21 protein-coding genes are annotated in these 22,768 nt (G+C 65.0%); 7 read left to right on the forward strand and 14 right to left on the reverse strand.

Features of this window, described 5'->3' with window-relative positions:
• Nucleotides 1–231: 231 nt before the first annotated feature.
• The 4 genes from BM052_RS07130 to BM052_RS07145 are packed head-to-tail and all read left to right on the forward strand — an operon-like array spanning nt 232 to nt 5,779.
• Nucleotides 232–2,427, forward strand: a complete 2,196-nt coding sequence (locus tag BM052_RS07130) for an acyl-CoA dehydrogenase family protein (RefSeq protein ID WP_091144902.1) — start codon at nt 232–234, stop codon at nt 2,425–2,427.
• Nucleotides 2,428–2,446: 19 nt separating this feature from the next.
• Entirely contained in the window at nt 2,447–3,697 is a 1,251-nt protein-coding gene (locus BM052_RS07135; protein WP_091144903.1) for an acetyl-CoA C-acetyltransferase, read from the forward strand.
• 32 nt (nt 3,698–3,729) lie between these two features.
• The gene (locus BM052_RS07140) at nt 3,730–4,959 is read left to right on the forward strand and encodes a CaiB/BaiF CoA transferase family protein (RefSeq protein ID WP_255406008.1); all 1,230 of its coding nucleotides are present in this window, start codon (nt 3,730–3,732) and stop codon (nt 4,957–4,959) included.
• 19 nt (nt 4,960–4,978) lie between these two features.
• Nucleotides 4,979–5,779, forward strand: coding sequence for an NAD(P)-dependent oxidoreductase (locus BM052_RS07145; protein ID WP_091145058.1), 801 nt, complete (start codon nt 4,979–4,981; stop codon nt 5,777–5,779).
• A gap of 239 nt (nt 5,780–6,018) precedes the next feature.
• Here BM052_RS07145 and BM052_RS07150 read toward each other — a convergent pair whose 3' ends face one another.
• From BM052_RS07150 to BM052_RS07190, 9 genes are all read right to left on the reverse strand, one after another.
• On the reverse strand, nt 6,019–6,822 hold the full coding sequence (locus BM052_RS07150; RefSeq protein WP_091144908.1) for an SDR family NAD(P)-dependent oxidoreductase: 804 nt from the start codon (nt 6,820–6,822) through the stop codon (nt 6,019–6,021).
• 76 nt (nt 6,823–6,898) lie between these two features.
• A complete protein-coding gene (locus tag BM052_RS07155; RefSeq protein ID WP_091145060.1) occupies nt 6,899–7,702 on the reverse strand; it encodes an enoyl-CoA hydratase/isomerase family protein in 804 nt (267 codons plus the stop codon).
• A 104-nt stretch (nt 7,703–7,806) separates the two neighbouring features.
• Nucleotides 7,807–8,787: a DUF2889 domain-containing protein gene (locus BM052_RS07160; RefSeq protein WP_091144911.1), complete on the reverse strand. Its 981-nt coding sequence runs from the start codon at nt 8,785–8,787 to the stop codon at nt 7,807–7,809.
• 36 nt (nt 8,788–8,823) lie between these two features.
• Entirely contained in the window at nt 8,824–9,705 is an 882-nt protein-coding gene (locus BM052_RS07165; protein WP_177198364.1) for a TauD/TfdA dioxygenase family protein, read from the reverse strand.
• A gap of 140 nt (nt 9,706–9,845) precedes the next feature.
• Nucleotides 9,846–10,670 carry an SDR family oxidoreductase gene (locus BM052_RS07170; RefSeq protein ID WP_091144915.1) on the reverse strand — a complete coding sequence of 275 codons (825 nt, stop codon included), beginning with the start codon at nt 10,668–10,670 and terminating at the stop codon, nt 9,846–9,848.
• A 4-nt stretch (nt 10,671–10,674) separates the two neighbouring features.
• Complete coding sequence (locus BM052_RS07175; RefSeq protein WP_091145063.1) at nt 10,675–11,676, reverse strand: LLM class flavin-dependent oxidoreductase; 1,002 nt, start codon at nt 11,674–11,676, stop codon at nt 10,675–10,677.
• A gap of 52 nt (nt 11,677–11,728) precedes the next feature.
• On the reverse strand, nt 11,729–12,286 hold the full coding sequence (locus BM052_RS07180) for a nuclear transport factor 2 family protein (RefSeq protein WP_091144916.1): 558 nt from the start codon (nt 12,284–12,286) through the stop codon (nt 11,729–11,731).
• A gap of 188 nt (nt 12,287–12,474) precedes the next feature.
• On the reverse strand, nt 12,475–13,350 hold the full coding sequence (locus tag BM052_RS07185) for a TauD/TfdA dioxygenase family protein (protein WP_177198365.1): 876 nt from the start codon (nt 13,348–13,350) through the stop codon (nt 12,475–12,477).
• Between the two features lie 82 nt (nt 13,351–13,432).
• A complete protein-coding gene (locus BM052_RS07190; RefSeq protein WP_218151527.1) occupies nt 13,433–14,668 on the reverse strand; it encodes a cytochrome P450 in 1,236 nt (411 codons plus the stop codon).
• 182 nt (nt 14,669–14,850) lie between these two features.
• On the opposite strand from BM052_RS07190, the gene BM052_RS07195 reads away from it, so the two are divergent.
• On the forward strand, nt 14,851–15,837 hold the full coding sequence (locus BM052_RS07195; protein WP_091144922.1) for an LLM class flavin-dependent oxidoreductase: 987 nt from the start codon (nt 14,851–14,853) through the stop codon (nt 15,835–15,837).
• 73 nt (nt 15,838–15,910) lie between these two features.
• Here BM052_RS07195 and BM052_RS07200 read toward each other — a convergent pair whose 3' ends face one another.
• The 4 genes from BM052_RS07200 to BM052_RS07215 form a co-directional block, all read right to left on the reverse strand.
• Complete coding sequence (locus BM052_RS07200; RefSeq protein ID WP_177198366.1) at nt 15,911–16,651, reverse strand: SDR family NAD(P)-dependent oxidoreductase; 741 nt, start codon at nt 16,649–16,651, stop codon at nt 15,911–15,913.
• A gap of 100 nt (nt 16,652–16,751) precedes the next feature.
• Complete coding sequence (locus BM052_RS07205; RefSeq protein ID WP_091144926.1) at nt 16,752–17,351, reverse strand: malonic semialdehyde reductase; 600 nt, start codon at nt 17,349–17,351, stop codon at nt 16,752–16,754.
• Nucleotides 17,352–17,436: 85 nt separating this feature from the next.
• Nucleotides 17,437–18,222 carry an SDR family NAD(P)-dependent oxidoreductase gene (locus BM052_RS07210; protein WP_177198367.1) on the reverse strand — a complete coding sequence of 262 codons (786 nt, stop codon included), beginning with the start codon at nt 18,220–18,222 and terminating at the stop codon, nt 17,437–17,439.
• Nucleotides 18,223–18,332: 110 nt separating this feature from the next.
• Nucleotides 18,333–18,899, reverse strand: coding sequence for a TetR family transcriptional regulator (locus tag BM052_RS07215; RefSeq protein WP_218151528.1), 567 nt, complete (start codon nt 18,897–18,899; stop codon nt 18,333–18,335).
• A 463-nt stretch (nt 18,900–19,362) separates the two neighbouring features.
• Here BM052_RS07215 and BM052_RS07220 point away from each other — a divergent pair, with 463 nt between their 5' ends.
• Nucleotides 19,363–20,148 (forward strand): pirin family protein, encoded by a 786-nt coding sequence (locus tag BM052_RS07220; RefSeq protein ID WP_143084763.1) that lies wholly within the window; start codon nt 19,363–19,365, stop codon nt 20,146–20,148.
• Nucleotides 20,149–20,264: 116 nt separating this feature from the next.
• Here the strand turns inward: BM052_RS07220 and BM052_RS07225 are convergent, their stop codons facing one another.
• A complete protein-coding gene (locus BM052_RS07225) occupies nt 20,265–21,569 on the reverse strand; it encodes an amidohydrolase family protein (RefSeq protein ID WP_255406012.1) in 1,305 nt (434 codons plus the stop codon).
• An 849-nt stretch (nt 21,570–22,418) separates the two neighbouring features.
• Here BM052_RS07225 and BM052_RS07230 point away from each other — a divergent pair.
• Nucleotides 22,419–22,739: a 2Fe-2S iron-sulfur cluster-binding protein gene (locus BM052_RS07230; RefSeq protein WP_091144937.1), complete on the forward strand. Its 321-nt coding sequence runs from the start codon at nt 22,419–22,421 to the stop codon at nt 22,737–22,739.
• Nucleotides 22,740–22,768: the final 29 nt, after the last annotated feature.

Below are 22,768 nucleotides of genomic sequence, written 5' to 3' on the forward strand. Positions count from 1 at the left end.
AATAACCGTTAGGGCAACAACGCACCATGCCATGCCAATCCATTGCGATGCGCCAATTGCCGTTCCATTACAAACAATTGCATGTGACATGCCGGTGTCACGCGCAGATGTGCCAGGGTTGATTGTCATTGCAAAACCGAGCAGGACACCGGCCGGGGGGGAGTCCGCCACGAGGCCGGATCGCGGATGCCCCGCCGAAACAAACGGCTATCGTGAGAGGCATCTCGTTACATGAATCTGGAGATTAACGACGACCAGCAGCTGATGCGCGATTCCTTTGCCCGGCTGCTGGACGATCTCAGCAGCATGGAGCGGGTCCGCGCGGCGCAGCCGCTGGGTTTCGATCGCGACTTGTGGGCAGGCCTTGCGGAGCTGGGCGCCTTCGCGATGCGCGTGGAGGAGGACAAGGGCGGGCTTGGCCTCGGCACGTTCGACGCCGTGCTGCTGATGGAGGAAGCCGGGCGGACCCTGGCGACGGGACCGCTGGCGGAAACGCTGATGGCCGCGCGGCTGCTCGCCACCTTCGATGATCCCGCGCTCGATGTGGTGGTCTCCGGCGAAAGCCTTGCGACGATCGCGTTTCACGACATCGCCCGGCAGCCGCGCCAGTGGCTTTCGGGCGGCGCCAACGCCGACCTGGTCGTGGCGCTTCGGGGGGACTCGCTCGTGCTGGTCTCGCTCTCCGCCGCCGACCGGCACCCCGAAGCGACGCTGGCGTCCAACGGCATCGGCGAGGTCGACCTGGCGAGCGCGCCGCATACGGTGCTCGCCACCGGGCCCGATGCGCTTGCGGCTTTCGCCGCCGCGCGGGAGGAATGGAAGCTGCTCACCGCCGCTTCGCTCACAGGCCTTTCGAGCGAAGCCCTGCGACTGGCGGCCGCCTATGCCTCCGAGCGCCACGCATTCGGCGTGCCGATCGGTACTTTCCAGGGCCTGTCACACCCCATGGCAACGCTTTATTCCAGCGTCCAGGGCGGCAAGTACCTGATCTGGAAGGTCATCCACGAGATAGCCTCGGGCGCGCCCGAGGCCGCGGCACACATCCCGCTGGCGCTGTGGTGGGCGGCGCAGACCGCCGGGCAAGTCGGAATCCAGGCCGCGCGGACTTTCGGCGGCTACGGGCTTTCGACCGAATACGACATCCACCTTTACAATCTGCGCGCCAAGGCCTGGCCGGCAATCCACGGCGATCCGCAATTCTATCTCGAGGAAGCGGGGCGGCGACTCTACGCGGGCGAAGCCGCGACCGTTCCCGATGTCGGCGCGGTTTCGATCGACACCGATCTGGGTGAAGAGGCACGCGCCCTCGCGGCCGAAACCGATGAGTTCTTCACGCGCACGCTCACGCCCGAACTCAAGGCCCATGCCCACCATTCCTGGGAAGGCCATCACCCCGAAGTCCACAAGAAGCTCGCCGAGGCCAACCTGCTGTTCCCGGCATGGCCCAAGGCGAAAGGCGGACGCGGCGCCACCCCCTATGCGCGCTTCGCCGCGCTCGAGGTCTGGGCCAAGCATGGCTGGTCGAACCATTCGACCGGCACCTCGCAGATGGTGGCCGCCATCGTCGACCGCTTCGGCAGCGAAAAGGCGCGCAAGGATGTGCTGGAGCCGATCCTGGCCGGGGACATCATCTGCAGCGTCGGCTTCTCCGAACCCGGATCGGGCTCGGACGTCTTCGCGGCGAAGTGCAAGGCGACCCGCGACGGCGATGGCTGGCGGATAGACGGCACCAAGATGTTCACCAGCGGCGCCGACATCGCCAGCTATGTGCTGATGCTGTGCCGCACCGACCCCGATGCGCCCAAGCACAAGGGACTGACCATGTTCATCGTGCCGCTCAAGGCAGAGGGCGTGACGGTGCAACCGGTCCACACCTTCCAGGACGAGCGCACCAACATCACCTTCTATGACGGGGTGCGCATTCCCGACGACTATCGCCTGGGCGAAGTCAACGGCGGCAACCGCACGATGTCCGCCACGCTGGAGCTGGAACAAAGCGGCAATTTCGCGCGATCGCTGCGCGGCCTGGTGCGCGCCGCCGAGGAATTGTGCCGCGAAATCCAGCACGACGGCAAACCGCTGATCGAACATGCGCCCGCGCAGATGCGGCTCGCGCGGACAGTCGCGCATGAGCTGCTCTCGGAAATGCTGGGCCTGCGCGCGCTGTGGGGAGCGGAAAACAAGATCGAAATTCCCGCCGCCGGCGCCATGTCGAAAGGGTTCACTTCCGACTTGTTCCTGGCCGACGCCAGCGACCTGCTGGACCTGACCGCGCCGCTCTCGCTTTCGAAACGGCCGGGTGCTGCCGAGGCGGTCAATCTCGCCTACCGCTTTGCCCATGGCGCCACCATATGGGCAGGCACCAGCGAAGTGCATCGCTCCATGGTGGCTGAACGCGGCCTGGGGCTGCCGCGCAGCCGCAATTGAAATCGAAGGGAAACACCTGATGGCTGAGGCCTACATCATCGACGCGGTGCGCACGCCGCGCGGCATCGGCAAGAAGGGCAAGGGCGCGCTGGCGGACACGCTGCCCCAGCACCTTGCGGCGACCGTGCTCAAGGCGATCAAGGAGCGCAACAACCTGCCCGAGGACGCGGTCGAGGACGTGATCTGGGGCACTTCGGCGCAATATGGCCTGCAGGCGGCGGACCTGGGACGGATGGCCGCGCTCGACGCCGGCCTGGGCGTGGGCACCAGCGGCGTCACGCTCGACCGGTTCTGCGGCAGCAGCCTCACCGCCACCAACCTCGCGGCGGCGACGATCATGTCCGGCATGGAGGATCTGCTGATCGCCGGCGGGGCGGAGATGACCTCGTTCACCGCCGATTTCGGCGGCCGCATGCGCGAGGCGGGCTTCAGCCTGGGCCTGGGCGGCGCCAACCCGCGGCTGCAGGCAAAGTTTCCCCAGACGCACCAGGGCGTCGCGGCGGACGCCATTGCCGCGAACGAAGGCATTCCGCGCGCCGCACTCGATGCCTTCGGCGCCGAAAGCCAGCGCCGCGCCGCCGTGGCGATCCAGGAAGGCCGCTTCGCGAAGTCGCTGGTTCCCGTGATCGACGACGAGGGCAACGTCGTGCTCGATCATGAGGAATATCCCCGGCCGAACACCACGGCGGAAGGACTGGCCGAACTCAAGCCCGCTTTCGCCATGTTCGTCGACATGCCTTCCGCGCCCGACGGGCCGACTTTCGGCGGGCTCATCAACCAGGTCTACCCCGACATCAAGATCGAGCCGGTCCACCATGCCGGCACCTCCTCGGGCAATGTCGACGGTGCGTCGGCGCTGCTGCTCGCTTCGGAAGCGGCGGTGAAGAAGTACGGCCTGAAGCCGCGCGCCCGGATCGTCGCCATGGCCAATCACGGCGAACATCCCACGCTGATGCTGACGGCGCCCTCCGGCGCGGTAACCAAAGTGCTGGCCAAGGCCGGGCTGACCAAGGACGACATCGACGTCTGGGAAATCAACGAGGCTTTCGCCGCGATCGTCGAAAAGGTCATTCGCGACCACGATATTGATCGCGCCAAGGTCAATCCCAACGGCGGTGCCATCGCGCTGGGCCATCCGATCGGCGCGACCGGCACCATCCTGGTCGGCACTGCGCTCGACGAGCTGGAGCGGACGGGCGGACGCTACGGCCTCATCACCATGTGCACCGCTGGCGGCATGGCCCCCGCGTTGATTATCGAACGCGTCTGAACGCGTAACTTTCGAAAAGGTTCTGAACAACCATGGCAGTCAAGGTAATGGAAGGCGTCCGGGTCCTGGAGGTGGCGCAGTTCACTTTCGTCCCGGCCGCAGGCGCGATGCTGGCGGACTGGGGGGCCGACGTCATCAAGATCGAGCACCCGCTGCGCGGCGATACCCAGCGCGGGTTCCTGAACCTTGGCGGCGTGCATCTCGATCCACTGCGCCATACGCTGATCGAGCATCCCAACCGGGGCAAGCGGAGCGTCGGTCTCGACGTCTCGACGCCCGAAGGCCAGGAAGTGCTCTATGAGCTGGCCAAGCAGTGCGACGTGTTCCTGACCAACTACCTTCCCCAGGTGCGCCAGAAGAACAAGTTCGACATCGAGCATATCCGCGCGGTCAACCCGAACATCATCTACGCCCGCGGCTCGGCGCTCGGCAACAAGGGGCCGGAACGCGAGGTCGGCGGATTCGACGGGTCCTGCTTCTGGGCGCGCAGCGGCATCGCCCATACGATGACTCCCGAGGCACTGGACGGCCCGCTTTCACAGGCCATTCCGGCATTCGGCGATTCGATTGGCGGCATGTTCATCGCCGGCGGCATTTCCGCGGCGCTTTATCACCGTGAAAAGACCGGCGAGGCGATCGAACTCGACGTTTCGCTGCTCAGCACGGCGTCCTGGGCCTGCGGCGCGATCATCTCGCAATATCTGGAAACAGGCGTGGTCAACCGGAACACCATGCCGGTTTCCGGCGGTAACCCGGTCAATCCCTTCATCGGCTACTACCGCACCTCGGACGGCGGCACGATCAACTTGTGCACGCTTTCGCCGACCGGCCTGATCCGCAGCCTGTTCGAGCACGTCGGCGTGCCCGAGGCGGCGGACGACCCGCGATTCGCCGATGCGCAATCGCTGTTCAAGAACGCCCAGGCCGCCAGCGCCATCCTCGTCGAGGCGTTCGCGAAGCAGTCCTTCCAGTACTGGCGCGAACATCTCAAGACCTTCAAGGGCCAGTGGGCGCCGGTCCAGTCGATCGCGGACCTGCTGACCGACGATCAAACCCTTGCCAACGACGTCATCTTCGAAGTGGACGCGGCCGACGGCGGCAAGCCGCTCAAGCTGGTGCGCGGGCCGGTGCAGTTCAACGGCGAAGCGCAGGTCGCCACCCGCGCGCCGCAGGCCTCGGAACATACCGAACTGGTGCTGATGGAAATGGGCATCGACTGGGATCGGATAGAAGAACTCAAGGCCAAGGGCGCCATCGCCTGATGCCGGGATGGGAATGGCGATGACCGGCTCGCGGATCGGCTTCATCGGGCTGGGCAACCAGGGCGCGCCGATCGCGCATCGCATCGTCGATGCCGGCCTTGCCCTCACGGTCTGGGCGCGCCGTCCCGAAGTGCTGGAGGCCTATGTCGCCAAGGGCGCGACAGCCGCGACCAGCGTGGCAGACCTCGGCGCGGCCTGCGATCATGTCGGCATCTGCGTCTCCGCCGATGCCGACGTCATCCAGGTGTGCGACGAGCTTGTCCCGGCCATGCGCCCGGGCAGCCGCGTCGTCATCCATTCCACCGTCCTGCCGGAAACCTGCATCGCCCTTGCGCGGAAATGCGCGGCTCGCGGCGTCGCGCTGATCGACGCGCCTGTCAGCGGCGGCGCGGCACGGGCCGAGAAGGGTGCGCTGACGGTGATCTGCGGAGGTGACGAAGCGGTCTTCGGAGCAGTGCGGCCCGTGCTGGAGACATTCGGCAAGGACATCGTGCTGCTCGGCCCCGTCGGCGCGGGACAGCGCGCCAAGATCATCAACAACGCCCTGCTCGCGGCCAATATCGCCACCGCCCACGCGGCACTCGGCGCCGGCGTGGCCATGGGACTGGATCGGGCCGCGCTGGCCCGGACGATCCGTTCCAGCAGCGGCTACAGCTTCGGCCTGGAAGTGAGCGCGTCAACGCCCTCTCCCGCCGATTTCAAGGGTGCCGCGCTGTTGGTCAAGGATGTGGGACTGCTGGAGGCGGCATTGTCCGACGATCCTGGCGCGGCCGTGCTGAGCGCCACCGCGCGGCCTTACCTGACCGAAGCGATGGGATAATCCGACCCCTCATTCTGGCCCTCAACGGGGGGCCTTGCTGCTCTTCTCGCGTGAAACCTGCCCCGGCCCCTCAACGCGTTCTTTGTCGGCGGCCGTGCTGCGAGTCCACGTGGATGAGCTAATACTAACCTGCATTGATAAGAACTCACCCACTTTTCCTTCGTCTTTGTGAGCCGCCGAAGGCGGCGCGGGATGGCGCCGGCCGGTCCATCCCGCTCCGGCGGCATGCCCGAAGATGCTCAGATGGCGAAGCTGTAGCCGCCGTTCACCGGATAAGTCTGCCCCGTGATCCACGCCGCCGCCTTGGAGCACAGGAACGTGGCCATCCCGGCGACATCCTCCGGCTTGCCGTAACGGCGAATGACATAGCGCGAGACATAGGCCTTGGCCCGTTCGGTCTGGACATATTCGGCAAGCTGCTCGGGAGGCATCGGCGGCTCGAGCGTGGACAGCGAGATCGCATTGCAGGTGATGTTCCAGCGCCCCGATTCCTTGGCGATCGCGCGCACGAAGCCCGCCGCGCCGGCCTTCGCGGTGGCATAGGCAGCCAGCCGCGCCTCGCCGACCCTGCCGGCGTCGGAGACGATCGCCACCACCCGGCCGCGCCGCGCTTCCACCATGTTGGGAATGAAGGTGTGGCAGCAGTTCATCACGCCGAACATGTTGGTGCGAAAGTACTTGTCCCAGGCCGAAGGATCCTCTTCCCAGAACATCGCCGAAAAGCCGATGTCATCGACCGGGCCGGCGTTTCCGGCATTGTTGACCAGGATCGTCGGCGTGCCGAGCGTGTCCTTGATCGCCTGGTTGGCCGCGCGCACCGCCGCGATGTCGCCAACGTCGAAGGGCACCGCCATGGCCGGCACGCCGGTGGCGCGGATTTCCCCAGCCACGGCCTCAGCCCGCTCCGCCACATAGTCATTCACCGCGACGCCGCCGACATTGTGCCGCGCCAGTTCGCGCGCGATCGCCCGGCCTGCGCCCTGCCCGGCACCGGTCACGATCGCCACCTGGCCTTCCATATCCAGCAGATCCTGCTCACTCATCACTGTCATCCTTGAATAGTCGGTTCATCGCGGCCGGCGGCCACGCAACGGTGAAATATCGGGCGGACGCCGCCCGTCAGCCGCCCTTGGTTCCCTTGCCGATGTTGGAAACATGGGCGTCGTGAATCTTCGAATAATCCGGCATCAGCATCAGCGCGGAATTGGCCAGGCGTTCGACCGAGGCGGCCTGATGCGCGCCCAGATCGCGCGCAAGCTCGATGGCGATCTTGGCAGTTCCCATCTGCTCGCTGTTCTGCCGGGCCAGATGGCGGCAGAAGGCCATGACCTGTTCGTCGAAGGTTTCCGCCGGGAAAACCTTGTGGACCAGCCCCATCATCCGCGCCTCCTCGGCATCGACTTCCATGTTCGCCATGACCAGGTAGCGCGCCCAGGACGCGCCAACCATGCGCGTGAGGCGGCTGACGCCGTTGGTCGCGGGCAGGATCGCGAACTTGCCTTCGGGAAAGGCATAGCGCGCATTGGTCGATGCCAGGCGGAAATCGCAGGACAGCGACATTTCGAGCCCACCGCCCACGCACGGCCCTTGGTGGGCGACGACGAAGGGCTTTTCGATCGCCTCCATCTCGTCCCAGATCCGGCGCATGTCGGAGGGCATGCGGCGATGCATCTCGCGGATTCCCGAACCGGTCTTCGGGCGTTCGTTGCGCGATTCCTTGAGATCCGCGCCGGCCGAGAAATACTTGCCGGTCGAACGGATCAGCATGATCTTGAGTTCGGGCGTATCGCGCAGGCGGTCCACCGCATCCGAAAAGGTCCGCATCATCGCGATATTGATGGCGTTGTATTTTTCGGGACGGTTGAGCGTCACGATCAGGATGCCGTCATCCTCTTCAACCAGGACCAGCGGCGCTTGCTCCATCGTATCCATCCTTTTCTCGGGCCTTTCCTCGGGGGCCGTCTGTACGTTGCAGCCCGCCATAGCTCCCTATCCCGCCGCCGGCGGAGGGGGAAGGAGTCTTGACCTCATGCGATGGCGGCAAGTCGATCGAACAGCATGCCGATGTCTTCGAGCGCACGGAACGTATCGTTGAGGTGCGTGCAGGTGGATGGCCCCACGAAACTGCGGCGCACCTCGCGGCGAAGCCCGTCGATCGACATGCCCGCCAGCCGCGCGGCGCTGCCGCCCGAAGCCGGGCATTCCGGATAAGGCAGCGGCCCGGCATCGGCACTAACCGAAACGAAGCGCCGCTCGTCCGGATCGAAAGCCACGAGCAGGCGCCATTCGTGGATCACCGTCTCCACGCCGTGGCGGTCGACATGGCTGTCGCGAAAGAAACAGTCGGCACGGCCGAGCCCGTCCTCCTCCCACAGATCGGTCCGCCGCGCGCGGCGCGTACCGTGGGCGGCGAGCGGCGCGAACGCGTGCCACGCAAGCGGATCATGCTCTCCCGCCAGCGCCGGGGACCGGGGGCCGACGAGGAGCGGCGGCCCCAGATCGGAATAGCCGCTCACCAGGGTCCCGCCTTCCGCCCAGCCGGCGCAGAGATCGACCGGCAGCGCGTTCTTGCGTGCCATGGCGATCTTCACGCCTTCGGCCCGCAGCGCGCGGCCGTTACCCATGACGGCGGCCGGAAAATCGTCAAACAACTGCGCGCGGATGGTGTGCGACCCCACTTCGCCTGGCAGCAAGTCCTCGATCGACTTGCGAAATCCGGAATAGGCGCCCTTGCCCGCAAGCGCGGCCAGCGCCGGCTCCGGCGGCTGGCTGGCGATGCCGATGATCGCGACGCGGTTGTAATCGACCGTCGCTTCGATTCGCGCTTCGTCGAGGACAATGGCTTGTCCCCGCACGTCGGTCAGCAGGTCGCGCCCCGAAGCGACATGGGCGACCAGGCCGTCAAGCCCTTCGGGGCGATTGGAATCGTGCGTCGTCGTTCTGCGAATCGAAGCCGCTCGGCGCGGCGGCGTGGCAGCGACCGGCGCATTGCCGGGGTGTTCTGTCATGCCGGTGTCGGTATCACACGCGCCGCGCGGCGCAAGTCAGGCGCCGACAGTCGTGAACCTGGGCCGCTTGCTGGCATTGGCGCTGGGCGGCGGGGCGAAAGTCTTGCGCAAGGTGCGTGCCGGACCTTCATAAGTCACGTTCGGACGCGCATGCTGCAGGGCGATATTGTCCCACATCACCAGATCGCGTTCGCGCCACTGATGCGTGATCTCCGCCTCCGGGCGATAGAGGTGGTCGAACAGTTCGCCCAGCAGCGCCTCACTTTCCGCTTCCTCCATGCCGTCGATCCGCTGCGTGAACTGAGGCGTGACGTAAAGAATGGTGCGGCCCGTGCGCGGGTGGCGATGACCGATCGGCAAGCGGATGGTTTCCGCTTCGTCGAACTTCGAAACCAGCACGTCCGCGTCACCGCCGCTGCGCTGCTGATAGGAAGCATCCTGTCCGTGGATCGCATAAAGCCCTTCCACCCGGGCGCGCAGGTCATCCGGCAGGGTATCCCAGCCATGGGCCGCGCTGACGAACATGGTCGGGCTGGTCGGCTGTTCGACCTTGAGGCCGTAGAGCGACAGCAGACGGAACACATCGTCGCGCCACATGTAGTCCGAATGATAGAGCAGCCGGCCGACGGGGGCGTTTCCGCCCTCTTCCCGGTTCGAGACCAGCAGTTCGCGCCGGGCAGCGGGCGAATCGAGGCTTTCGGCGGGATTGGCCAGCGGGTCCTCGCCGATCAGCAGCAGCGAGAGGTAGGTCTGGAACCGCAGATCGGCATCGATGTCCCTGAACACCAGCAAGCCCCGTTCGTCGAACAACTGCCGAAGCTGCGCGATCACGTCATCGGGCAGCGGCACCTTGGGCTCGACACCCGAGATCTCCGCACCAAAGCCGGGACGGATCTCCTTTACTTGCAGACTTGCCATGGCAACCAATCTCCATCTTGCCGCCGGCATTGGCTCCGCCCGTCAAACGCGGGCGGCCAGCCGGCCGAATATTACATAGCATGTGCTATACGATAGCATCCGGCCGGCACAAGGCGCAAGCGGTACGATACCGCCGCTGTTCAACCTTCGCCGCGCATGCCCTCGAACGCTTTTTCGAGCGCGACATGCCTCGCATGGGCCAGCGGCCACCAGCCTCGGCCATGCGTGATGATATAGGGAGCATTGTCCTCGATGCCACGCAGAACGCTCGCCGCCACTTCATCCGCCGTTCCGATCTCCAGCGGGCTGGAACCCGCATGCGATGCGTCGTCCGGCTCCCGCCCGGCCGGAAGCCGCATGTCTCCGCCAAGCTTCATGCTGCTTTGCGCGATGCCGGTGGCGGTCATGCCCGGACAAAGCACCGAAACCCCGACCCCATGGGGCGCGAGTTCGACACGCAGCGTTTCGGACAGGCCGACGACACCGAACTTGGCGGCCGCGTAGCTTCCGCCGATAGCCTGGCTGGGTCCGCAAATCCCCGCCATCGAGGAGGTATTGACGATGTGGCCATGCCGCCGTCCCCGCATGTCGGCGGCGAACGCCGAAACCCCGTTGAACACGCCGGTCAGATCGACGGCAACGATACGGTCGAACGCTTCCGGAGCCATATCGGCGAGTTCATATCCGAACGAGGCGATTCCGGCGTTGTTGAACAGCAGGTCGACCGGCCCGAAGGCGGCTTCCGCCTCGGCCTTGGCATTGGCCCAGCCGGCCCGGTCGCGGACATCGAGAACGACACCGCGAAACGCCTCCCCGCCGCCGGCCAGTGCGGCGTCGATGGCCTCCGCGTCGACATCGGCGACGGTGACGCGGATGCCCCGTTCGGCCAGTGCCTTGCCTACTCCCAGGCCGATGCCGCTCGCACCGCCGGTGATGAAGGCGTGCTTTGCGCTTGCCAGTTCCATTTCGTTATCCTCTCTGTGATTGAAGTGCCCGCAAGCGCGGCATCGCCTGCTCCAGCAGGCGCAGGCAGCGCCATCCCGCCTCCGGCGATAGCCCGCCCAACAGCGGCATGAAACCCAGCGTCGCATGCGGCGGCAGATTTGCCGCGTATTCCAGCATCTGGTCCGGCGTCCAGACCCGGAATATCCCGGCGGCGCGCATGGCCTCCTCGGTCCCGAGTCCGTGGAACGGCGACTTGTGCATGCCGGTTTCGTCAGCCCAGGCGGCATAGGATGAGGCGACATGGACGGCGTGCGGCAACAATTCCGCCCAGCCGGCCTCGACGTCTTCGGCGAGGTGGATGCACAGCGGCCGGCCCGGACCGTGCATCGCGCGCGGCACCTGGCCGCGCTCGCGCATTTCGGACTCGTACAGCGCGAAGAGCTTGGGATTGGCGGGCGCGAAGCCAAGATCGAAGCGCGCCGCACGGATCGCCGATGCCTTGACGCCGCCACCGACGAGCAGGATGTCCCTGGGATCCTGGACCGGAAGCGGGCGCACCAGGATATCGCGGCCCTCGCCGTCGAAGGCTTCGCCCGAGAGCGCGCGCAGGATCGTCTCGATCCCGCGATCCATCAGCTTGGCCCGATCGTGCAGTGAAACCCCGAACCGCGCGAATTCCGAAGGGACATAGCCCGCTCCGAAGATCACCTCGACCCGGCCCCGGCTGATCTGGTCGACGATCGCGATGTCCTCGGCCACCTTGAGCGGATCGTGCAGCGGCAGCACCACCGCGCCCAGGTTGATCCGGATGCGCCGCGTGCGCGCCGCCACCGCCGCGCCCATCAGGAACGGATTGGCGAGATAGCCGTCGTCGCAGCCGTGGTGCTCCATAAAACCGACCTTGGTCATGCCGATCCGATCGGCGAACTCGGTCATTTCAAGCGCCGCGGCATAGATGTCCCGCACCGGGGCGCCGAACGATGGCGCGCGCATGTCGAAAAACAGGCTCGTGCGGAATTGGCTCATGATCGTGTCACCGTTACTCTCCCGCCCGGCCGCCGGCCAAGCCACCCTGCCCTCAACGCGGCGACGTGCCGCGCGCGTTCCAGAACTCGTTCCAGCTCGGCCAGATGTCCGGCAACTGCCCGACCTTGAGCGCGGCGGGATCGACATTGACGCCGCCGCCGTGGCTGGGCCGGGTCAGCGCATCGGCCAGATACCAGCGCTGGAGCCTGCGCCGTTTGAAATACCAGGTGCCGTCGCGGCGGACATAGTTGTCCCAGTACTGGATCTTCCCGAGGTGCCATTCCCCGTTCATCTCCAGTTCGTCGTGGCAGGTCACCACTCCCGTCGCCTCCTCGGCGGAAACGAAATCGATCACTTGATTGCCGACGAAATGGATCGAAGTGCCGAACCGTTCGAGCGAGCGACCGTACCATTTCTTGATGGCCTCGCGCCCATATTCGTCGCGCCCCACGCGCACATCCTCGACGAACAGCGCGGCCAGATCATCCAGGTTGCGGGTATCGACCGCCAGCGCATAGCGCGAAGCGAGCTGCCTGATCTGATCGAGCGCCTCGACGCGCTCTATGCGCTCCTCGAGATTGGCGGGGCGCCATGTGGTTTGCGCGGCCATGCCGTTTTCCCTCCCATTCGTGATGCGGCAAGCTGGCGCAATTGCGCCCCGATGATCTCATGCGGATTAGACATGCGGTCAGTAGGCTTGCCGACGACCTGCCTGAATCCGCCTCGTGCCGCCGCCGAATGCCAACGCTGGAGGGTGCCGCGGGTTCGCCGCGCTGGCGCAGCGAACCCGCGGAGCGGTCAGGCTTCGGCCACGCTCGCGTATTTCGGTCCCTTAATCATGGACTTGGGGAACGGTGCGAGCGTCTTGCGCAAGGTGCGCGCCGGACCTTCGACAAGGACGTTGGGCCGCGCATGCTGGAGCGCGAGGTTGTCCCAGACGATGAGGTCTCCCTCACGCCAATCGTGGGCCAGTTCCACGCCCGGCGCGTAGAGGTGATCGAACAGCGCCTCAAGCAGCGCGTCGCCTTCCGCCTCGGGCATGCCGGCGATCTTCTGCGTGGTCTGCTGGCAGACGTAGAGAATCGTCTTGCCGGTGCGGGGATGGGTTAAGGCGATCGGTGTCGTCACGAAATCCTCGCCGGTCTGGTAGGTGGACACCAGCACGTCGGGGTCGCCGGCGGCGCGCTTGCGATAGACGTCCTCGTCATAATGCTGGATGGCGGAGCGTTCCTGAACCTGCCTGCGCAGATTTTCGGGCAGCGTCTTCCAGGCCTCGACCGCGCTCACGAACATGGTCGGGGTGGCAGGCTGGCCCACGTCCTTGCCGTAGAGCGAGATCAGGTCGACCCGGTCCTTGGCCGACCACATCTGGTCGGAATGGTAAAGCAGGCGGCCATAGGGCGCCGCCCCCTTCGGTTCACGGTTGGAGATCATGAACTTGTCATTGAGCGGCAGCGCGTCGGGATCGGGCACGTCGTTGCCGATCAGGAGTTCGGACAAATAAGTCTGGAACTTAATGTCCGCCTGGATGTCACGAAACACCAGCAGACCGCGTTCGTCGAACAGCTTCCTGAGCGTGCCGATGGTTTCATCGTCAAGCGGTACGCGCGGTTCCAGGCCGGATACTTCGGAACCGAATGCAGGGCTAAGGTCCCTCGCCGTGATCGCAGGCATTCTCTCATTCTCCATTATTATGTCCGGCGGCAGGCCGGCCGTGTACAGGCAGATTGCAGGAACGCCCTTTGGGGGGCGGACATCACCACGTCAGCAGGACTTTATCGACACCGCCGCCGACGCGGCTATTGTCGACCCGCAGCTCCGCCGGGTCGATCGCCAGGCGCGCGTTGGGGAACCGCCGGAACAGCGACAGGAACACGGTCTTCAACTCCATTCGGGCCAGGCTCATGCCCAGGCAATTGTGTGCGCCGTGCCCGAACGAAAGATGGCCCGTGTTCTTGCGCGTGGGGTCGAATTCCTCGGGCCGCTCGAACACGCGCGGATCGCGGTTGGCGGCGGATTCGGAAATAATCACCAGGTCGCCCCGGCGGATCGTGACGCCGCCGATCTCGATATCCTCGTTCGCGTAGCGCATCAGGCCGAAGTTATGCGCGGAGGTGATGCGCAGCACTTCCTCCACCACCTGATCGATCCGCCCTTCCGGATCGGCCATCAGCCAGTCCCGGCGGGAGGTATCACTCAGCAGATAGAGCACGCCGAAGTCCATCCGCACCACGGTGGTCTCATGACCTGGAAACACCAGCCCGGCGGCGAACGAATCGATGGAGCGGACCTTGAAGAAATCCGGGTCCTCGTCCTGCGCGCGGATGAAGTCGGAAATGACGTCCGGCCCCAGGTGGTCCCGCTTCTTCTCGATCAGTCCGCGCATGTATTGCTGCAGCTCGCCGGCGGCGGCCATGGCGTCCGCGCCATTCTGCGTGGCGCCCATGCGATGGGACAGCCCGATCACATAGTCGCCGTCCTCGATCGGAAAGCCCAGCAGCGCCGCGATCACCAGCACCGGCAGGCGAAAGCCCAGCAGCTCGTGGAAGTCGACCGGCTGGTCGGGATCGCGGTCATGCGCGGCCTGCATGTCATCCAGGCAGCCGTCGGTGAGTTCCTGGACCCAGTCCTTGAGCAGCATGAGCCGGCGCGGCGTAAATCCGGGCGCGAGCAGCTTGCGCAGCCGCACCATCAGGTCTTCGAAGTCCACGCCGCCCATGGGATGGGAATGCATCGCCGCATCCGACATGCGCGAGGCGTTCTTGGGATCATGGTGCGTGTAATAGCCGAAGCGGCGATCGGCGAAGACCTGCTTGGCCTCTTCATAAGCCACGACGACCCAGGCCGGATCACCGGTCGGCGTCGTAACGGGAATGATCGGTGCCCGCTCGCGCAAAGCGGCATAGATCGGCGAAATCCGCAGCACCTCATCGCGTGGGAACGGCATTTGCATCGTTTGCATTGCTTCGATCACCGTTACCGAATCCGCCATCCTGCATTCTCCCAATGCTGACCCACACGGCTCCGTCTAATTACAGGACCATGATATAATATGTGAGTCGACAAACACATTGTACTAGACTGCTAAATTAAGGCAAGCTACCACGACGCGCAACCATCAATCCGCGAGATCCGCCAAGCCGGGCTCGTCCCCAACCAACCAGCCGGAGCAGCATGACACCCCTATCGATCCTAGACCTTTGCCCGATTGCCGAAGGCGAAACCGCGGCGGATGCCCTGCGCCGGTCCCGCGAACTCGCGCAGGCGGCGGAACGGCTCGGCTATCATCGTTTCTGGGTGTCCGAGCACCACAACATGGGCGGCACCGCCAGCGCGGCGACGGCGGTGGTCATCAGTCATGTGGCCGCCTCGACGCGGTCGATGCGCATCGGATCGGGCGGAGTCATGCTGCCCAACCACGCGCCGCTGGTCGTCGCCGAGCAGTTCGGCACGCTGGAAGCGCTCTACCCCGGCCGCATCGACCTGGGGCTTGGACGTTCTCCGGGCACCGACGAATTCACGGTGCGGGCACTGCGGCGCGATCCACGCGGATCGGAGCGTTTCGCCGCCGATCTCCAGGAATTGCAGGTGTTCCTTGGCAAGGCGAGCCCCGGCCAGCCGGTGCGCGCGATCCCCGGCGAAAGCACCGACCTGCCGATCTGGATCCTCGGATCGAGCCCATCGAGCGCCCGCCTTGCGGCGCAGAACGGGCTCGCCTTCGCCTTTGCCGCGCATGTGACACCCAACGGGCTGCTCGAGGCGATCGAACTCTACCGGTCCAGTTTCATCGCCCGGGACGGACGGTCCACCCCGCGCTTCATGCCCTGCATCAATGTCTTCGCGGCGGATACCGATGCGGAGGCGCGGTATCATTTCTCTTCCGCGCAGATGGGGCTCATCAATTTCTTTCGCGGCAAGCGAGGCCCGGTCCACCCTCCGGTCGATGACATCGAGGCGATATGGACGCCGCAGGAAAAGGCCATGATCGAACACATGCACCGCCTTACCATCGTGGGCTCCGGCCAAGCCGTCCGGGAACGCCTGGAAGCCTTCGCCGCCGCCACCGGCGCGGACGAGATCATGATCGCCGGCAACTTCTTCGATGCCGGCGCACGCATCCGGTCGCTTGAACTGATCGGCGCCATGAACGCAGGCACCTGAACGCCGGCACCTGAACGCAACGAGGCGGCCGTGAAGACCGCCTCGTCATTATGCCTGACAAGGCCCGGCGACCTCAAGCGAGCATGCAGCCCCAGCCGCCGTCGAGCGGGATAAGCACGCCGTTGATGTAGGCCGCGCGATCCGATGCCAGGAACGCCGCGAGTTCAGCCGCGTCTTCAGCGGCGCCGGGCCGGCCAAGCGGATTGACCGTCGCACGCTTGGGCTGCGCCTCATATCCCGCGCGCCCCATGCCCTCGGTCAGGATCATGCCCGGGCAGACCGCGTTTGAACGGATGTTGTACTTGCCTGCCTCCACCGCGAACTGCCGCGTCATCATCGCCACGCCGGCCTTCGCTATGTTGTAAGCACCGCTGCCGACCGAAGGGATGAGGCCCGCCAGCGACGACCAGTTGGTAATCGTTCCGCCGCCGGTTTCCTTCATCGCGCGCACCGCGTGCTTGGCGCCGAAGAACATGCCCTTGAGGTTGATGTTGAGCATCTTGTCGAAATCGGCCGCCTCAAGGCTTTCAAGGAGAGCGCCCGAACCGATGCCGCCGACGTTGAGCATGGCATCGAGCCGGCCGAACTTGCTGACGGCAAGGTCGATCATCGCACTGACCTGCGCCTCGTCGGAGATGTCGCACCGCGTGGCGACGGCCTGGGCGCCGATGTCGGCCGCCGTCTGCTCCTGGGCACCGCTGATGTCGGACACCAGCACCATGGCACCCTCACGCGCGAAAATCCGCGCGCAAGCCTTGCCCATGCCGGAGCCTGCGCCGGTTATGGCCGCGACTTTTCCTTCAAGAAATCCCATCGGATTCTCCATCCCTCACCGCCCCCGGAAAGGGGGCCTTTCAAATTGTATGCAGCCGGTCGGCCCGATCAGCCTTGCCGCGGACCGGCCGGCTCCATCGTCACAGGATCCGGCACGCCTCTTCGAACGACAGGCGCGGATTGCGCGGCCAGACGCCGGCGGGATCGCCATGGCCGATCGCACAGATGAAGTTCGATTTCACCACGCCATCGGGAAAGAATTCCGCGTCCACGCCGGCATTGTTGAACCCGGAGATCGGCCCGCAATCGAGCCCCAGCGCACGCGCCGCCATGATGAAATAGGCGCCCTGCAACGAACCGTTGCGGAACGCGGTTTCGACCGCCAGCGTCTCGTTGCTGGCGAAGTAGCCCTTGTAGGCATCGCCGCCATGCGGAAACAACTGCGGCAGCTTGTCGTAGAACTGGAGGTCGTGGGCAACGATCACGCTGACGGGGGCCGCCATGATCTTGTCCACATTGGTCGGCAGGATATGGGGCTTGAGACGCTCCTTGGCCTCGGCGCTCGCCACCATCACGAAGCGCGCCGGACAGCTGTTGGCAGAAGTCGGCGCCATCCGCGCAAGATCGTAGACCTGCCGCAGCAGTTCCTCGCTCACCGGATCGGGCTTCCAGGCGTTCTGTGTCCTCGCTTCCAGGAACAGCTGGTCGAGTGCTTGGTCGTTGATTGCCGTGCCGGTCACTGAAATCTCCTTGAATTCAAAATTGGTCTGAAGGCGAGGCCCGGCGGATTCCGCCAGGCCAGCCCTTGCAATCTGGCGTCCCCGTTCAAAGGTCGGGTGAGATCGGCCTCATTTCCTCGACATCGCCGCCATGGATCGGCATCAGCGCACCGGTGATGAACGAGGCCGCCGACGAAGCGAGATAGACCGCCCCCAGTCCAATATCCTCGGGCGACCCGAGCCGCCTCATGCGGGTGGAATTCTTGGCGACATCGCGGATTTCGGGCCGTTCCTCGAAAACCTTGGTCAGCGCCGGCGTTTCGATCGGGCCTGGAATGATGGCGTTGACCCGCACCTTCGGCCCGAGATCGGCGGCCATCAGCTTGGTCATGTGAGCCAGTGCGGCCTTCGCGACATAGTAGGACAAGTTGCCGCGCGGCGCCCGGTAGGCCCCCGGCGACAGAATATTGATGATCGAGGCGCCAGGCCGCTCCAGAAGATGCGGCAGCGCCAGGCGTGACAGTTCGAACGACATCGAAACGATCAGGTGGAAATGCTTTTCCAGCAGTTCGTAGCGGGTATCGACGAAGCTGGGGGACATGCCGCCGCCGGCGTTGTTGACCACCACATCCAACCCGCCCAGTTCGGAAACCGTTCGGTCGACCAGGCCGGGAAGCTGCTCGGCATCGGCGATATCGGCGGCAATGGCCACCGCGCGTCCGCCGGAAGCGCGGATTTCGGCCGCGATCCCGTCAATCTCGCTGGTGGTGCGGGCCGTCACCGCGACAGCGGCGCCCGCCTCGGCGAACTTGCGCGCGATGCCGGCGCCGATGCCGCGCCCGCTGCCCGTGACAAGCGCGACCTTGCCTTCAAGCGAAAGGCCGACCGTCATCGCGACAGCTCCTTCACATGAACGAAAGGCGCGAAGCATTCGCGGTTTTTCAAGCCGATCACCCTATTCTCCCATTTTCGTGTGTCTGTGTGTTTAAATGGTTCGTGTACTTAAACGGTCCGCGCCCATTCGGCGCCCCATTCGGCGCAAAGACGCGTGAGCGCGGCGAAGCCTCGCTCAACCATCGTGTCCACTGTTTCTCCGCACTCGCCGTTGCCCCAGGCCCTGATCGCCTCGTTGAACACGCCAAGCGCCACGCGCGCGGTAATCATCACTTCCTCGTCAGGACTGGAAAGCCCTTTCCGCTCGGCCAGCGCTTCGGCAATCCCATCGAGCCAGGTGCGGTTGAGATCGTTGTAAAGCCCGCGCAGCGTAGCCGAGTTCGCCACCGCCAGACCGGCGCGCAGGGTATGTTCCGGATCCACGTTGGGAACCCAAACCTGAAGCATTGCATGGCGCACCGCCGCCAATCCGCTCTCGCTCGCCGGACGCGAAAGGATAACCCTGCGCAGCTCCGGCAAATGGCCGTCCTGCTGACACAGAACGACATCCGCCTTGCTGGGGAAGTAGCGAAAGAAAGTGGTGGTCGAGATTTCAACCTGCGCGGCGATCTGCTCCACGGTCGTCGCTTCGTAACCCTGGCTGGCGAAGAGATCGAGCGCGGCCTCCTCGATCATGATCCGGGTCTTCGCCTTCTTGCGTGAACGGAGCCCCTCCGCGGGCTCATCGACCCTTACAAATTTCACCTGTGACGTCATGCCGCGAAGGCTGGCACAAAACGGGGGGCAATGCAAATATATTGGTTCACATGCAAGTGTGGGTAAGCTCACGTTATTGAGTTGAAAGTCGACTCCGGGCTACCCCGGCCAATGGTCATGCACCTGCTGGACTTGTCTATCCGCGACGCTGCCGACATAGTTGGATGATTCGGCGTTCATAGCATGGTCCGACTCGCAAGGACTGTCGATACGCCAGCAGTGCGGGCAACGCGCAGGCGACCGGGAGAGAGATTGTGAGAATGACGATCTACGCCTGCTTCAGGCCCGCACCGCCGGGCCGGAAGCGATGGCGCGGGCCGTCGCCGAGGCCGGCGCGACTTTGGCCAATCCGCGCAAGCGCATTAGCGGCAGGGGAAGCACAATGCCGAAAGTCTCAGTAGTTCCGCTGGAAAAGATCGTGCCGGTCGAAACTCCCCCCGGGTTTTCGGGCAAGGCAAGCACGGCTGCCTACCTTGCGGGCGGCAGGGACCCGCTGCACTTGCATCTCCATTCCGTCGAACCGGGCGCCAGCTTGCGCATCGGCCCGCTGGCCGTCGATTGCCTCGCCTATGTCTGGACCGGTGAAGTGGAAGCTGACGGACATCGCCTCGCGGCGGGATCGAGCCTGGTGGTGGAACACGGCGCCGCTCTTGCCATCACCGGCGGCCTCGCCCCCGCAAAGCTTCTGACCTTTGCCGCCGCCGATGTTCCGCAGAGCGCGCGACCGGGCGGGCATGTCCATCTGCTGCCGGTGGAGCGCGTCGAACGTGTCTCCGGCATGATGCAAGGCGTCAATGGGGGCATGCATTTCGATTCGGCGTGCCCCACCTGCGAAATCTGGCTGCACGAAAACGAGTTCACGCCCGCCTTCCTCACCCCGGAAACGGAGCGGCGCAGCCCGCATTCGCATACCGAGGATGAAATCATCTTCGTGACGGCAGGCCAGATGAAGCTGGGCAACCGGCTGTACGGCCCGGGCACCGCGCTCGCGGTCTCGGCCGAGACCATGTATTCCTTCAACCCCGGTCCGGAAGGCCTGAGTTTCATCAATTTCCGGGCCGCCACCCCCGGAGACATCCGCCGCGCCGATGGCAATTCATCCAGCGAGACGGGCGGGTGGCGCCGGCAGCTCGGCGGCAAGCGGCCGGACTATATCGAGCCGGCATAAAGCATCGATCAAGCTCGGCCCGACTGGGGACCAACCAGGGACCAGCCGGGACCGAGGCGTGCTCACGGCGTCGAAACGCTTGCCGGGCGGGGGGACGCCCCCGCCCGGCCTGCCGTTCAGGCGGCCTCGGCGTGGCGCGAGAACATGCCCACGATGTCGCCCGAGGTGACGACGCGTTTGTCGCCGGCCGCCAGCGGCGCCTCGCCGCCCTGCGATTTGGGCGTGGTGTCGACGCCCTTGGCCCTGGCGGCGGCGCGTAGCGCGCCCACCGTCAGATCCTCGCGCTTGTTGTACTTGAACATGTCGAAATTGAAGAAGCGCATCGCGTTGCGGTGCGTGATCTTCTCGATCTGTTCGTCGGTCAGGTGGTTGACCGTGCTCCAGAGCCGTTCCGGCGCTTCCGGCCACAGGCAGTCGGAGTGCGGATAATCGCATTCGTAGGCGACCATGTCCTCACCGATGTCGGCAAGGTTACGCAGGCCGAACTCATCCTCGATGAAGCAGTTCAGGAAGTGCTTGCGGAACAGCTTGCTCGGCTTCTCGTCCTCGAAGGTCGAATGAGTCCAGGCGTGGTGCCGCGAATGGCTGAAATCGCAGCGCTCGAGGAAGTAGGGAACCCAGCCGATGCTGCCTTCGGACAGCGCGATCTTCATCGACGGATAACGCTTGAGCGCCTCGAGGTTGAGCCAGTCGGCGGCACCGACGGCGATCGCCATCGGCATCGTGCTGATCCACGCCTCGATCGGCGTTTCCATCGAGGCGTGCGGCGCCGGGTTGCCGGTGCCGATGTGCAGGCACATGGTCATGTCGGCGTCGGTGATCGCCTTCCAGAACGGTTCCCAGTACGCGTTGTGGATCGATGGCAAGCCGAGCATGGTCGGGTTGTCGGTCAGCGAGACCGAGGTGCAGCCCTTGGCGGAGAGGCGTTTGATCTCCTCGACAGTGGCATCCATGTTCCAGATCGGCAGGATGCCGCACGGGATGAACCGGCCGGGATGGGCGGCGCACCATTCGTCGACATGCCAGTCGTTGTAGCCGCGCAGGTGAACCAGCGCCTGGTCCTTGTCCGGCACCTTGCTGAACAGGCTTCCGTCGAAGCTGACGAAGCTGCCGAAGCAAAGCGACGCGGCGATGCCGTTGACGTTCATGTCGTCGACCCGGGCGTGGACGTCGTAGACGCCTTCCCGCAACTGCTCGAGCGAGGTCGGCTCCATGCCGAATTCCTCGAGCGGCCGCCCGACGACGGCGTTGAGGCCCACCGACGGCAGCTTGCGGCCCTGGTATTCCCAGTAGCTGGTGCCGTTGTCGGTCTTCCTGAACTTGGGCGCGGTGGCATAGGCATCGCCCGACAAGTGCTTGTCGAACATCTCGGGCGGTTCGCTCATGTGATCATCGACGCTGATGATGACCATATCGTTCATTTCCACAGGGACTCTCCTCGAATTCAGTTTCTGTCCGGATTGCGGACATGACACTCCGGACGCCGGATCATGTCAATTCCCGTCCGGAACGTTTCCGTCTGGCCGCGCCGGAGCCGGATCGATCCCGCACCGAATCAGCGATGTTCCGCCGCGACCAATGCCCCGGCGGAAACGCAGCCGCCGGGCATCAAGGCGACCGAATCGCACGGCGCCAGCATCGACAATTCTATCCACGGTTTCACATGCATCCAATCGGCTTGTCAGCGGGTATGTCAATCAGACATGAAGCAATGCCCGTCTCGGCCAAAATCGCCCTCGCCACGGCATTCGCGGCCGGTTTCACCGCACGCAGCGCGTGCTCCCGCCTCGCCTCGCGATCACGCCGGGGGCCGCAAGATTCGGACCATTTGGCGGAATGCCGCGGCGGCGCAGACGCGGTGCCGGGCGGCAAGGCCGCCAGAACCGCAGCGCCCGAGCGTGTTGCCCCGGTACACTCCGAACCGCCGCGCCGGTCTTCCGCCCCCGCCTGTTCATATTGACCGGTCCGCACCATCCCAATACGCACGATTCAAATCAAAGCTGCCCAACGTTCACGGGTTCCCGCGCGCGTCATGCGGTCGTTGCCGCCGGTCGGAGGCACTGGCTGGCGATCGGCACGGGCCTGGGGACGATCCGTCGCCGGTCATTCGGAGCAGCCCCCCGCGATCTGCGAAGAGGAGGAAGAATTGTCGTTATATAAGGGTTTACCAGACAACTGCGCAGTTTGGTCGGTTACCGCGGTTGCCGGGAAGCCCGCGATGACAGGTTCCTTGAACGGGGCTAAAACCCCTACCAAGGAGGGCTGAGCCGATGGCCAAGGTGACTTACGTTACCCATGACGGCACCGAGAACGCGGTTGAAGTGCCCGCCGGGCTCACGCTCATGGAAGGCGCCATCCAGAATGGCGTCGAGGGGATCGAGGCGGTGTGCGGGGGCAATTGCTACTGCGGCACCTGCCGCATCTATGTCGCGGCGGAGTGGCTGGAAAAGCTGGTGCCGGCGGCGGAGGAAGAACTTGCCATGATCGAGGCTTCGGGCGAGGAGGCTCCCAACGCCCGCCTCGCCTGTCAGATCCCGATGACCGACGCCCTCGACGGCATCAGGGTGACGACGCCCGAATTTCAGAAATGACATTTCACGCATTGCCCCCGCACGGCGAA

It is taken from the genome of Novosphingobium sp. CF614, assembly GCF_900113255.1.
Classification (GTDB): Bacteria; Pseudomonadota; Alphaproteobacteria; order Sphingomonadales; family Sphingomonadaceae; genus Novosphingobium.